A 12,728-nucleotide genomic window follows, 5' to 3' on the forward strand; every position below is an offset into this window, starting at 1 on the left:
CCTGCCTGGGCGTGCGCATGCCGCAATCCGCTTCCACTCCCGAAGTCCGCCAGGCGCGCCAAGCCGGGCTGCGCTGGCTCAGCGACGACGCTCCCGGCATCGCCCGCGAGGCCGCCGGCGACGGCTTTCGCTACCGCCAACGTGGCCGCGTCGTTCGCGACCCGGCCACCCTGGCGCGTATCCGCAAGCTGGCCATCCCGCCGGCCTGGCAACAGGTCTGGATCAGCCCGCATGCCGACAGCCATCTGCAGGCCACCGGTCGCGATGCGCGCGGCCGCAAGCAATACCGCTATCACGCCGATTGGATGGCCGGCCGCGGCCAGACCAAGTTCGACGGCCTGCTGCGTTTTGGTGCCGTGCTGCCGCGGCTGCGCCGACGCGTACAGCGCGCCCTGGCCGGGCCGGGCGAGCCGACGCGCGAACGCGTGCTGGCCACCCTGGTGCGTCTGCTGGACACCACCTGGTTGCGCATCGGCAACAGCAGCTATGCGCGCGAGAACGGCTCCTATGGCCTGTCCACGCTGCGCAACCGCCATGCCGGCGTGCAGGGCGATGCCATCCGGCTGTCCTTCGTCGGCAAGAGCGGCGTGCGCCATGCAGTCAGCGTGACCGATCGCCGCGTCGCCCGCATCGTGCGCCGCTGCCGTGAGCTGCCCGGCCAGGAGCTGTTCCGTTATGTCGACGATGACGGCGAGAGTCGTGCTGTCGATTCGGCCGACGTCAATGCCTGGCTGGCCGAGGCCGCCGGCCAGCGCGTGACGGCCAAGGATTTCCGCACCTGGCACGGCAGCGTGCTGGCCCTGCAGCTGACGCTGCAGGCCTGCGCCGAGGGCGCCGAGCCCTGTCGCCCGCCGCAATTGCTGGCCGCGGTAGCCCAGCGCCTGGGCAACACGCCCGCGGTTTGCCGCAAGGCTTACATCCATCCGCGCGTGCTGGCTTTGGGTAATGTGCTGGGCGACGAGGCGGCTCGCGCCGCCTTGCGCACGCGGCCCTGGACGGCGCCGGCGACGCGGGCCGGGCTGAATGCCGCTGAACGCCAGTTGCTGGCCCTGCTGCGCTCGCGGGCCGCCTGAAGCGGGCACCCGGTTTGCCATGACATCAGGCTGCAACCCGCCGGAGTGAAATGTCGTGCGCATCGCCTTTGTCACCGAGACCTTTCCGCCCGAGATCAACGGTGTGTCGCTGACGTCCGAGCGCGCCCTGCGGCATCTGCGCGAATCCGGGCACGAGGTGCAGTTGATCCGGCCGCGCCAGCCCGGCGAGATGCCGCGCCGCGACAGGCTCGAATGGCGCTGCGGCGGCGGTCCCATCCCGATGTATCCGGGGCTGCGCTATGGCTGGGCCACGGCGGCGGCCCTGCGAACGCTGTGGCGCGAGCACGGCGGCCCGCCCGATCTCGTGCATGTGGCGACGCCTGGCCCGCTGGCCTGGTCGGCGCTGCGCGCGGCGCGTGCCGAGGGCATCGCCCGCAGCGCCGACTTCCGCACCAATTTCCACGCCTATTGCGGGCACTACGGCCTGGGCTGGATGGAGCCCATCGTGCTGGCCTATCTGAAGCGTCTGCACGGCATGGCCAATCTCAACTTCGTCCCCACCGCCGAGCTGCAGCGCGAACTCACGGCCCATGGCTTCGATCGCCTGCAGGTGCTGGGCCGTGGTGTCGATGCGCGCTTCTTCGCCCCCGACCGCCGCGACCTGCGGCTGCGCGGCGACTGGCGCGTCGGCAATGACCATCGCGTCATGCTCTATGTCGGCCGGCTCGCGGCGGAGAAGAACGTCGGCCTGGCCCTGCAGACCTTCGAGCGGCTGAGCGCGCGCCGCCCCGGCCTGCGCATGGTGGTGGTCGGCGACGGGCCGATGCGGGCCACGCTGGAGCGCGCCCATCCCCGTGCCCGCTTCGTCGGCATGCAGACCGGCATCGCGCTGGCCCGCCATTACGCCAGCGCCGACGTCTTCCTCTTCCCCAGCCAGACCGAGGCCTTCGGCAATGTGACGCTGGAGGCCATGGCCAGCGGCCTGGCCGTGGCCGCCTTCGACAGCGGTGCCGCCGCCCAGTATGTGCGAGATGGCGTCAGCGGCTGCCTGGCCCCGCCCTGTGAGGGCCTGGATTCGGCCGATGCCTTCCTGGATGCCGCCACGCGTGCCCTGGACGCCTGCGCGCCCGACGGCCTGATGCGCATGGAGGCCCGTTTGGCCGCCACCCAGGCCGATTGGACCGGTGTGCAGCGCCGCTTCGAACAACAGCTGCTGCAGCTGGCCGAAGCCGCCGAGGCGATGCCGGGCCAGGCCGCGCTGGCCTGATCACGGCGGCCTGCGCTGATGCTGCCCGTTGCCGCCACGCCGCGAGCCTTGCCGGCTCCAACCACGCCGCGCGCCTTCAGCTGCGCCTGCGGCCGGCCGGTGTTCTTCCGCAACAGCGAGTGCCTGGCCTGCCACCGGCCGCTGGGTTATGCCGCGCTGCGCGGCCAGCTGCTGGCGCTGGAACCGGTTCGCGGCGGAACCTGGCGCGAAGCCGGCGTGCCGGCGCGGCGGGCGCCGCGCTATGCCCGCTGCGCCAACCTGGACAGTGCCGCCGCCTGCAACTGGCTGCTGGATGCCACCGAGATGCTGGCTGGCCTCACGCTGTGCCGCTGCTGCCGGTTGACGCGCACGGTGCCGGATCTGTCCCAGCCCGATGCCGGTCTGTGGTGGTGCCGCATCGAGCAGGCCAAGCGCCGCCTGGTGTCGTCGCTGATCGGCCTGAAACTGCCGGTGCTGTCCAAGTCGGAAGACGTGGAGCACGGCCTGGCCTTCGACCTGCTGCTGGCACCGGCCGAGGGGCCGGCGGTCGTCACGGGGCATGCCGACGGCGTCATCACGCTGGATGTCTCCGAAGCCGACGACGCCAACCGCGAAGCGCGGCGCCACGAGCTCGGCGAGCCCTACCGCACGCTGCTGGGCCATCTGCGCCATGAGACCGGCCACTACTACTGGCAGCGCCTCGTCGAACCCACGGACTGGCTGCAACCGTTTCGCGAGCTGTTCGGCGACGAGCGGGAGGACTATGCGCAGGCGCTGCAACGTCATTACGCCAACGGTGCACCGGCCGACTGGGGCCAGCGCTTCGTCAGCGCCTATGCCAGCACCCATCCCTGGGAGGACTGGGCCGAGACCTGGGCCCACTATCTGCATCTGGTCGACACGCTGGACACGGCGCGCAGCTTCGGCCTGGACGGGGAGCGCGTGGAACTCAGCTACGAGCGCTTCGACGGCGAGCTGGTGGCCGATGCCGACTTCCTGCAGCTGATCAACAGCTGGATGGAGCTGACCGGCGTGCTCAATGAGCTGTCGCGCAGCATGGGCGTGTCGGACTTCTATCCCTTCGTGCTGTCGATGCCGGCGGTGCGCAAACTGCACCTGGTGCACCGCATCGTGCAGGCCGCGGGAGCGCCTGCCTAGGTCGCGCGGCTCAGCGCCCCAGCGGCGCGAGGGCAGCAGGCATCGATGGGCCGCGCAGCTCAGGCAGGGGCGGCGCTGGCGAGGGGTGCGTGCCCGCCAGCATGTCCAGCCGGTTCAACACCTCGTCGACGTCCAGCGGCTTGGGCCAGAGGTCGCAGAAGCCCCAGTCCGCAACGGGGAACTGGGTGTCGGCGGTCACAGCCACCGCTGGCGCCGATTCACAGCCGGGCAGGGCGCGCAGCAGGCCCAGCAGGCGGCTGCCGTGGCAGTCGGGCAGGCCCAGGTCGAGCAGCAGCAGCGTGGGCCGCAGCCCGGCAGCCAGGCACATCGCCTCTTCGCCATTGGCGGCGATGACGAGCTCCAGTTCGGGTCGTCTCTCCAGGATGGCGGCCATCAGCAGCGCATTGACCGGATGGTCCTCCACATAGAGAACGGGTCGGCGGGCTGGGGTGGGCATGGATCCTCCGAAGGTGAGCAGCGGCGAACGGCAATCGGCGTGCCCGCGTATGCAGGCACCGCTATTGCCAGACACAGGCTCTTCGCCAACCCGACCTTTGCCATGACCACTTCTGCCGCCACCACCGACGCACCGCGCAGCTTCGGCGTCTTCAAACCCGTCGGGCATGTCGTCATTTCATTTCCCGAGGCCGGGCAGGCCGCCCGCGCCGGCCAGGCGATGGCCGACCTCGGCCTCGACGATGCCGCCGTGCACCACTACAGCGATCGCGAGATGCTGAACCAGATCGACGTCGACATTGCCCATGCCAGCCCGATTGCCGCGGTGGGTCAGGAGATGAACCTGGTGCTGGCCCACCGGGCCCTGGCCGCCAAGGGCTACCACTGGCTGGTGGTCAAGGTGGGCAACGACGACCAGGCGACCGAAGTGGCCGAGGTGGCGCGCCGCTGCGGCGCTGAGCGGGCCCAGCATTACGGCCACTTCATCATCGAGGAGCTCATCGAACGCCCGGGCGACATCGCCCAGGTGGCCGAGTCGCCCGACCGCGGCCTGGATGCGCAGACGCCTTCGGGCAAGGAGACCGAAGCCGCCGCCATGAAGAAGGGGTCGTGATGAGCGCTACCGACAAGACGCTCGGGACCCAGCGCGGCATCCAGAAACGCCAGGACCAGGCCGACGCCGCCCAAGCCGCGAAGCCCGACGACGGCGGCGCCGTTCAGGCCGGGGCGCGCGAGCAGCCCGAGAACCTGCCGGCCCAGCACCTGCAGAAACCCGGCCGCGAGGCTGACCTGGAGCTGGCACCGCGCTTCATGGCGCCGGACTACCGCGGCAGTGCCAAGCTGCAGGACTTCGTCGCCCTCATCACGGGCGCCGACTCCGGCATCGGCCGCGCCGTGGCCGTGCTTTTCGCGCGTGAGGGCGCCGACGTGGCGGTGGCCTATCACTCGTCGACCGAGGACGCCGAAGAGACGCGGCGCTGCATCGAGGCCGAGGGCCGTCAATGCCTGCTGCTGCAGGGCGACGTGAAGAGCAGTGCCTGGTGCGACAGCGCCGTGGCCCAGGTCATTGCGCGTTTCGGCAGGATCGACGTCCTCGTCAACAACGCCGCCTTCCAGGAGCATGCCGCTTCGCTGGAGGACATCGACGACGAGCGCATGATGGAGACGCTGAACACCAATATCGGCGGCTATCTGCGCATGGCCCGCGCCGTGCTGCCGCATCTGAAGCGCGGGGCTTCCATCATCAATACCGGCTCGGTGACCGGCCTCAAGGGCAGCGCCAAACTGCTCGACTACTCGGCCACCAAGGGCGCCATCCATGCGCTGACCAAGTCGCTGGCCAGCAACCTGCTCGAACGCGGCATCCGCGTCAATGCGGTGGCGCCGGGGCCGGTCTGGACGCCTTTGAATCCGGCCGATGCGCCGGCCGACAAGGTGGCCGAATTCGGCAAGCAGACCGACATGAAGCGCGCGGCCCAGCCCGAGGAGCTGTCGCCGGCCTATGTCTTCCTCGCCTCACCAGCCTGCGCCGGCTACATCACCGGCATCGTGCTCCCGGTGACCGGCAGCGTTGGCGCCATCTAGGCCGGCGTCAGCAAGGCCTGCCGCAAGTTCTGCCGCCAACCGCCGCAGCGCAACGCGCTGAACCTCTTTCCGATTCACCCCACCCGAGAACCACCATGACCACCACTGCCAACTCCCCTTTCCCCACCTCTTCGGTTTCGCCCGCGACACCGGCGCCGGCCGCGACCGCCATCAACGACGCGGCCACCAAGGCGGGTGATGCTGTCGACAAGGGCGCCGCCGTCGGCCACGACGTGCTGAACCGCGTCGTGCAGGGCGCACACAGCGCCATCGATCGCATGGCCGAAACTGCTGCGCCCGCCGTGCAGCGCGTGCAGGACGGCGTGCAGGCCGCCGGCGAGGCCTTGAGCCAGCGCGCCAGCGACGCGCGCGAGCTGGGCGACGAATGGGCCGAGAGCCTGCGCAACACGGTGCGCGAGCATCCGCTGGCCGCCGTTGCCACGGCCCTGGCCGTCGGCGTGCTCATCGCCCGCCTTGCGCGCTGAGGCGGCCTTGATCGACCCCGAGCCCGGCTTGCCCGGGCCTGAACCGCACCCTGCAGCTGCGTCCGTGATGGCGCAGCTGCAGGCCCTGTGGCGTGAGCTGCCCGGCCTCGTCAGCGACCGCGTGGAGCTGCTGTCGCTGGAGTTGCACCGCGCGCTGCAGGCCCTGGCCCAGATCGTCGCCCTGCTGGTGGCCGTGGCCGTGCTGGGCGTGACCGCGTGGCTGGCGATGTGGGCCGCCATCGTCAGGCTGCTGGTGACGGCGGGCATGCCATGGGCGGTCGCCCTGCTGGTGGCCATCGCGGTCAATGTGCTGGCCATCGTCGCGGCCCTGCTGCGCGTGCGCTCCCTGTTGCCGATGCTGAAGCTGCCGGCCACGCGCCGGCATCTGATGGTCGCACCCGATCCCGAGCCCGGGCCCTTGCCCGAGGAAGGCCACCATGAACGCTCCGTCGCGCGCTGAGATGAAGGGCGATATCGATGCGCGCATCCTGGCGGTCGAGCAGCGGCTGATCGCCCGCGAGGACAGGCTGCGCCGCGACGTTGCCAGCCTGAGCGGTCAGTTGCGCGACCGCCTCAGTCCTCGGCAGTGGTTGCCGCCGGTCGGCGCCGGCCTGCTCACCGTGGCGGCCCTGGCCGCGCTGTGGCGCCGGCCCGCACCGCCCGCGCCCCCTACGTCGGGCGGCGCGCCGCTGCTGGCGCGCCTGCCCTGGATGCAGCTGATTGGCCTGGCCTGGCCGCTGCTGCCCGAGCGCTGGCGCCAGCGTGTCAGCCCCGCCACGGCTGGCAGCTTCTTGACCCTGGGCCTGCCCCTGGTCGAGCGCCTGCTGGGTGGGCGTCGGGACGAGCCGCTGGCGACCGTCGCCGACGTCGACCTGAAGCGGCTCAGCGGCCGCTGGTTCATCGTCGGCGAGCTGGCGGCGCATGGCCAACCGGCCAGCCAGGCCCCCGAGATCGGCCTGCTGCCGCGTGACGATGGCAGGCTGGATCTGCTGCAGCGCCGCATCGATGCGAGCGGCACCCATGGCAGCGAGGCGCTGGTGGAAGCAGTGCAGGGCAGCCACGGCGGACGGTTCAGGATCAGCCATTGGCCCGAGGCCCTGCGCTGGCTGCCGCTGGCCTGGGACGAGCAGGGCGTGCTGCATGTCGATGAGGCCTACGACGAGGCGCTGATCGGCAGCGCCGCGCGAGACACGCTGTGGCTGCTGTCGCGCCGGCCGTCGCTGGCGGACGAGCGCCGCCAGGCCCTGACGCAGATGGCCCGTGAACATGGCTTCGCGGTGGAGGCGCTGCGCAGCTACGACAACCCGTGAGCTTGGTGCCGGGGCGGAACATGCCTTGCCTCAAGCATCCTGCGGGGCCGTCCCGCGTTTCATCGCTGGAGGTTCTCATGGCACGCAGCAGTCTGCTTGGAGTCGATTCCGCCCCTGCCGAGCCCGCTGGTCGCGACAAGGCCACGCTGGGACCGGGCGACAGCTCGGATACCGGCAGTGATGTGGCCGGTCTGGACAGTGATGACGATGCCAGCGACCCGGGCCTGCCGGTGGACGTGGCCTTGCGCGACGACCAGGCGTCACCGCTGCCGCTGGGCGAGTCCCTGGCGGCCAGCGAAGGCGAGGCGGGTGTGCGCGATGGCGCGGACATCGGCGTGGATCGCGTCTTCACGCCGGGTGAGGGCGAGGATCTGGACGACCTGCTCGATGCCGTCGACACGGCCACGAGTCTTGAGGATGAAGAAGGCGAGGAACGGCCCGGCGATGCCGATGCCGAATCCTCACATCGCCCCGGCCGAAGCTAGGGCAGCGTTTCGTTTCCTGCGGACCGAGCGCCGGGCGGTTCCCTAGCCGGTCCGCTCTGGCGATGTTTGCCGGTCGATACGGCAAGCATCGCCGTCCCCTCGGGGCTGAGGCCGGACACGGCAAGTCCTGTGGACTTGTCGTGCCTGCCGAAGGGAAGCCGCTCCGTCGGCTGCGCGGTCTGCAAGACCGACCAGGCCCACCCGCGTACAGCGGCGTGGGACTGGGCGAGGGGCTCCTTAAACAGCGGCGCGGGCCTGGTCGCGCAGCGTGCGCACCTGCAGGTGGTTGCGCTTGACGCCTTCGTATTGGCGCTCCACCACCAGGCGCACATCGGGCGGCAGGGCTTGCTCGAGGGCCTCGCGGTAGGCCTTCATCGCGCTGTCTTCACCGCGCTCGGTCTCCTCCAGGATGGCCTTGTCGGTGTAGCCGGCCAGCGTGCCCTTCACCGCCACCCAGCCGCGGTGCATGGCGCCGGCGGCCGTGCCGCTGTCCTCGGCCTTGCCACCCAGGCGAACGACCAGGGACTGCAGCTCGGCAGCAGCTTGGCGGCATTCCTCGGCGCGACGCTCGAAGGACTGCTTGGTGGACGGATCCTTCAGGTATTCCGCCGAGGCGTGAAAGCCGTACTCACCATCCTTGGAGGTTTCGATGAGGTCGTTCAGCGTGTCGATGATGTCGTCGTTGCTCATGGCATGTCCTTTCGCGGTTCAATGAAGGCGCACCGCCCGGCCGCAGCCGGCGGGCGTCCAGTCCGGTCAAGGGCATTCCGCGTGCCCGCGCTCGTCAGGCCAGCGGTGGCGCGTGGGTGGCGCGGGCGGTCGTGATGGCCGAGCGCAGCGCGGTCAGCAGTTCGGCGGGCGCGCAGGGCTTGCGCAGCACGACAAACTCGCTGTCGCCGACAGCCGTGTTGTTGAAGCCGGTGATCAGCACCACCGGCAGCTGCGGGCGCTGATCGCGCAGCAGGCGGGCCAGCGCGACGCCATCCATGCTGCCGGGCATGACGACGTCACTCAGCACCACGTCGACCGCGGCGCCGCCGTCCAGTTGCAGCAGGGCGGCACTGGGCTCGCTGGCGCGCAGCACACGCACACCATGGGCCATCAGCAGCGCAGCCGTCACGTCGCCCAGCGACACATCGTCTTCGACCAGCAGCACGGTGCTGCCGGCAATGCTCTGCAACGGGGTGTCGGCGGGAGGCGGCTTCTGGGCCTCCTGCGCATCGTTGGCCACCGGCAGCAGCAGCGACACCGTCGTGCCCACGCCCGGCGTGCTGGCCAGGCGCGCCGTGCCCCCGGCCTGGGTGGCGAAGCCGTGGACCTGGCTCAGACCCAGGCCGCTGCCCTGGCCCACGCCCTTGGTCGTGAAGAAGGGCTCGAAGGCATGCTCGACCAGGGAGGGGTCCAGCCCCATGCCGTCGTCGCTGACGGTCAGCAGCACGTAGTCGCCGGGAGCCAGGTTCTGCAGGCCCTCCTTGTCGGCGTCGTCCGCATTGCCGGCCCGCAGCCGCAGCTCGCCGCCCGCGGGCATGGCGTCGTGGGCGTTCAGCGCCAGGTTGACGAGGGCCAGGTCCAGCTCGTTGACGTCCACCCGCACGGGCCAGACGTCTGGTGCCACCTTCACCTTGATCTCGATGCGCCGGCCCAGCACGCTGCGCATCAGCTCCTGCACCTCGGGCAGGTAGCGCGCCATCGACAGGGTCTGCACGCGCACCGGGCGCTTGCCGGCGAAGCGCAGCAGATGCTGGGTCAGCTGGCTGCCCTTGTCGACCGAGCGCTGCGTGGCGCTCAGCGGTCCCTGCAGGTCTGCGGCGCTGGCATGGCGCTGCATCAGGTGCATGCTGTTGCTGATGACGCCCAGCAGGTTGTTGAACTCGTGGGCCACGCCGCCAGTCAGACGGCCCAGCGCGACGATGCGCTGGCTCTGGGCGCCCTTTTGCTCGACCTGGCGGGTGCGCTCCACCGCCTGGGCCACGCTGCGCTCCAGCTCGGCGCGCGCGCTGGCCATGCTCTGGCCGGCCGACGCGAGCGCCTCGGCCACTTCGTCGGCCTCGGTCATGCCGGTGGGTTCGGCCACCACGGGCCGGCCAGCTTGCAGGTCCTGGGCCAGGCGCTTGAGCGAACCGATGGGCCGCTCGATGCGGCGTGACACCCAGACGGCACCGCCCAGGGCCAGGCCCAGCAACACCAGCGCACCGATGGCCACGCGCTGCACGGCGCGGGGCATGCGGCCGGCGAATTCCTCGCGCGGCATGGCGCTGACATAGCTCCAGCCCAGCGGTGATGTGCTGTAGTAGCCGGCGGTCGCCACGCCATCCAGCGAAGTCGACTGGAAGGCCCCTTCGCGGGCAATTGCCATGCGCTGGCGCAACTCGGCACTGCCCTCGCGGCCCACGAAATCCGCGCCTCCGGGCAGCCGCGCCACGAGACGCCCGCTGCTGTCCATGACGGTGCCGATCCAGCCGGGGTGAGGCGCCTGGGCCTGCACGATGCGCTGCAGCTCCGAAGGCCTCACGGTGATGACAAGGTTGTAGAGCAGGCCGCCGCCGCGTGTCACAGGCTCCACCCAGGCGGCGTGCAGTTCCTCGGGCTGGCCAGCAGCGGTCGGTGCGAGGACCTGCAGGGGCAGCATGACGGCGCTGGCGCTGAGCGCCGGCGGGCCGGCAGCTTCACCAATGCTGCCTTCGGGCAGGCGCGTGCTCAGCAGTACCCGGCCCGGCGCTCGCAGCTCCACCCAGCCGTCCAGCCCCTGCATGGCACGCCGCGCCAGGCGCTCGAAGGCCAGGCGCCGGTCTTCGTCCAGCGGTTCGGGGCCATCCAGCGCCGGGGCCTGGGCCAGCACATGGGCGATGGCGGCGCGCCGCGAGAGCTCGCCGTCGACCAGCATGGACAGGGCGCGGGCCGTGTCGCGCAGATTGCGCTCGTGGGCGTCGCGCTCGGCCTCGTAGGTGCTGCCGATGAGCCAGGCAACGCCCAGCATGCCGGGCAGCAGGATGGACAGCACGAGCAGCAGCAGACGGGAGCGGATGGTGACCGGCATGACGGGGATGGGGCGGGGCGCGACGGCGCGGCCGCAACCATAGCGCCTGACCCGTCCCCGGCCACAGAAATGTCTTTGCCCATCTCGGGCAAGGGGCGCGCCTTGCCAGGCCTGCCGGCGAGCCCGAATCGCAGGGCGGGCATGGCAGGCTTTACCGAATTTGCCCGCCGCCACACACGGGATCGGTAAATTCTGCAAGCCGCAGGTCCGGCTCGCGTCGCCACCCTGCGGAAATGCCAACGCAAACCCTTGTCGAACAAGGAGAAACGCGGTTGTGTGTCCGGATGCATGGAAAACACCGTTCCCGGCACGGACGTTGCGTTGTGAAGGTTTGGCCCCTGCCGCGCTGCAGCGATAGAGCGCGCTCCCGACCCCGCAAGAGGAATCCAAGTGCCCTCCATGGATCTCAGAGCCGACCACCGGCAAACCCAGACCCTGTCACCGCGACTGCAGCACGCCGTGCGCCTGCTGCAGATGTCGTCGCTGGACTTCGCGGCCATGCTGCGCGACACCCTGGGCCGCAACCCCTTCCTCGAGGCCGAGGACGGGGACATCCCCGAAGGTGATGATGGTGCGATGCCGCTGGCCGAAGCTGGCGCGGCCGGCAGCGCGCCCGAGCTGTCGAGCCTGTCCGGCCTGATGGACGATGCCGATGCCGCCGTGACGGAAGCGGATGCCGACATGTCAGCGGTGCCGGCCGACGTGGACGTCACCGCCGTCAACGAGGAAAACAGCGACCGCGACCTCTGGGCCGCCGACGGCAGCGGCCAGCGCCGGGCCGAGGACGGCGAACTCAGCGCGTTGGACATGATGGCCGTCGAGACCTCGCTGACGACGCATCTGCACGGACAGCTCAATGTGCTGCCGCTGTCCGAGCGCGACCTGGCGCTGGCGCGCACCATCGTCGAATCGCTGGATGACGATGGCTATCTGCGCACGCCGCTGGATGAGCTGGTTGGTGTCGCGGGGCTGGATCCCCAGCCCGAGCTGCAGGAGATGCAGTTCGCGCTCAAGCTGGTGCAATCGCTGGACCCTGCGGGCGTGGCGGCACGCGACGTGGGCGAATGCCTGCTGCTGCAACTGCCTGGCATCGACTGCCCCGACACGCGCCAGCTGGCCCAGACCATCATCACCCAGCATCTGTCAGCGCTGGCGGCGCGCGACGTCGCCACGCTGGCCCGGCAGCTGGGCGAAGCGCCAGCGCGCGTGGAGGCCGTCTGTGACCGCATCCGCCGCCTCGACCCGCGACCTGGCTGGCGCTTCGGCTCGTCGCATGTCGCCTATGTGGTGCCCGACGTCATCGTGAAGAAGGTGAGGGGCCAGTGGACGGTGCAGCTCAACCCGGCCATCGTGCCCAAGGTCAGGCTGAACCAGGTCTACGCCAACCTGTTCCAGCGCCACCGCACGGCGGCCAACAGCGAACTGGGCGCCCATCTGCAGGAGGCGCGCTGGACGCTGCGCAATGTCGAGCAGCGTTTCTCCACCATCCTGGACGTGGCCGAGGCCATCGTCAGGCGCCAGCACAACTTCCTTGACTACGGCGCGATGGCCATGAAGCCGCTGGGGCTGAAGGAGATTGCGGAGGAAGTCGGCATCCACGAGAGCACCGTCTCACGCGTGACCAACAACAAGTACATGGCCACGCCGGTCGGCGTGCTGGAGCTGAAGTACTTTTTCAGCCGCGCCATGATCAGCGCCAACGGCAGCGCCTGCTCGGGCACGGCCATCCGTGGTTTGGTCAAGGACATCATCGAGGCAGAGAGCGCGGATGCGCCGCTGTCTGATGCCGAGATCACCCGCCAACTGGCGCAGCAGGGTCTGGTTGTGGCGCGCCGCACCGTCACCAAATATCGCCAGATGCTGAAGATCGACGCCGTGGACCGGCGTCGGCGCGTGGCCTGAAAAAGCGGCCAAGAAGCCCGTGGCCCGGCAA

At 70.3% G+C, this 12,728-nt stretch carries 13 protein-coding genes; 10 read left to right on the top strand and 3 right to left on the bottom strand.

Annotation, left to right across the window (positions count from 1 at the left end; translation table 11 throughout):
* Positions 1-17 precede the first annotated feature (17 nt).
* The 3 genes from ACS5PN_RS22765 to ACS5PN_RS22775 are packed head-to-tail and all read left to right on the top strand — an operon-like array spanning position 18 to position 3,438.
* Complete coding sequence (locus ACS5PN_RS22765; protein WP_439466290.1) at positions 18-1,073, top strand: DNA topoisomerase IB; 1,056 nt, start codon at positions 18-20, stop codon at positions 1,071-1,073.
* A 55-nt stretch (positions 1,074-1,128) separates the two neighbouring features.
* Entirely contained in the window at positions 1,129-2,301 is a 1,173-nt protein-coding gene (locus ACS5PN_RS22770) for a glycosyltransferase family 4 protein (RefSeq protein ID WP_439466291.1), read from the top strand.
* A gap of 18 nt (positions 2,302-2,319) precedes the next feature.
* Positions 2,320-3,438: a zinc-binding metallopeptidase family protein gene (locus tag ACS5PN_RS22775; RefSeq protein WP_439466292.1), complete on the top strand. Its 1,119-nt coding sequence runs from the start codon at positions 2,320-2,322 to the stop codon at positions 3,436-3,438.
* A 10-nt stretch (positions 3,439-3,448) separates the two neighbouring features.
* On the opposite strand, the gene ACS5PN_RS22780 is transcribed toward ACS5PN_RS22775, so the two are convergent.
* Positions 3,449-3,895 carry a response regulator gene (locus ACS5PN_RS22780; RefSeq protein ID WP_439466293.1) on the bottom strand — a complete coding sequence of 149 codons (447 nt, stop codon included), beginning with the start codon at positions 3,893-3,895 and terminating at the stop codon, positions 3,449-3,451.
* 102 nt (positions 3,896-3,997) lie between these two features.
* On the opposite strand from ACS5PN_RS22780, the gene ACS5PN_RS22785 reads away from it, so the two are divergent.
* From ACS5PN_RS22785 to ACS5PN_RS22810, 6 genes are all read left to right on the top strand, one after another.
* A complete protein-coding gene (locus tag ACS5PN_RS22785; protein ID WP_439466294.1) occupies positions 3,998-4,507 on the top strand; it encodes a hypothetical protein in 510 nt (169 codons plus the stop codon).
* Complete coding sequence (locus tag ACS5PN_RS22790) at positions 4,507-5,478, top strand: SDR family oxidoreductase (RefSeq protein ID WP_439466295.1); 972 nt, start codon at positions 4,507-4,509, stop codon at positions 5,476-5,478. The genes ACS5PN_RS22785 and ACS5PN_RS22790 overlap by 1 nt, the downstream gene beginning before the upstream one ends.
* Before the next feature lie 95 nt (positions 5,479-5,573).
* On the top strand, positions 5,574-5,963 hold the full coding sequence (locus tag ACS5PN_RS22795; protein ID WP_439466296.1) for a DUF883 family protein: 390 nt from the start codon (positions 5,574-5,576) through the stop codon (positions 5,961-5,963).
* 67 nt (positions 5,964-6,030) lie between these two features.
* Positions 6,031-6,423 carry a phage holin family protein gene (locus tag ACS5PN_RS22800; RefSeq protein WP_439466297.1) on the top strand — a complete coding sequence of 131 codons (393 nt, stop codon included), beginning with the start codon at positions 6,031-6,033 and terminating at the stop codon, positions 6,421-6,423.
* The gene (locus ACS5PN_RS22805) at positions 6,401-7,273 is read left to right on the top strand and encodes a lipocalin family protein (RefSeq protein ID WP_439466298.1); all 873 of its coding nucleotides are present in this window, start codon (positions 6,401-6,403) and stop codon (positions 7,271-7,273) included. The genes ACS5PN_RS22800 and ACS5PN_RS22805 overlap by 23 nt, the downstream gene beginning before the upstream one ends.
* Positions 7,274-7,350: 77 nt before the next feature.
* The gene (locus ACS5PN_RS22810; protein ID WP_439466299.1) at positions 7,351-7,758 is read left to right on the top strand and encodes a hypothetical protein; all 408 of its coding nucleotides are present in this window, start codon (positions 7,351-7,353) and stop codon (positions 7,756-7,758) included.
* A 237-nt stretch (positions 7,759-7,995) separates the two neighbouring features.
* On the opposite strand, the gene ACS5PN_RS22815 is transcribed toward ACS5PN_RS22810, so the two are convergent.
* Together ACS5PN_RS22815 and ACS5PN_RS22820 are read right to left on the bottom strand one after the other, a co-directional pair.
* Complete coding sequence (locus tag ACS5PN_RS22815; protein ID WP_439466300.1) at positions 7,996-8,448, bottom strand: PA2169 family four-helix-bundle protein; 453 nt, start codon at positions 8,446-8,448, stop codon at positions 7,996-7,998.
* 94 nt (positions 8,449-8,542) lie between these two features.
* Positions 8,543-10,795 carry an ATP-binding protein gene (locus tag ACS5PN_RS22820; protein ID WP_439466301.1) on the bottom strand — a complete coding sequence of 751 codons (2,253 nt, stop codon included), beginning with the start codon at positions 10,793-10,795 and terminating at the stop codon, positions 8,543-8,545.
* A 390-nt stretch (positions 10,796-11,185) separates the two neighbouring features.
* Between ACS5PN_RS22820 and rpoN the strand changes: the two genes are divergently transcribed.
* Complete coding sequence (gene rpoN, locus ACS5PN_RS22825) at positions 11,186-12,697, top strand: RNA polymerase factor sigma-54 (protein WP_439466302.1); 1,512 nt, start codon at positions 11,186-11,188, stop codon at positions 12,695-12,697.
* Positions 12,698-12,728 lie beyond the last annotated feature (31 nt).

Source organism: Roseateles sp. NT4 (assembly GCF_051857475.1).
GTDB lineage: Bacteria > Pseudomonadota > Gammaproteobacteria > Burkholderiales > Burkholderiaceae_C > Pelomonas.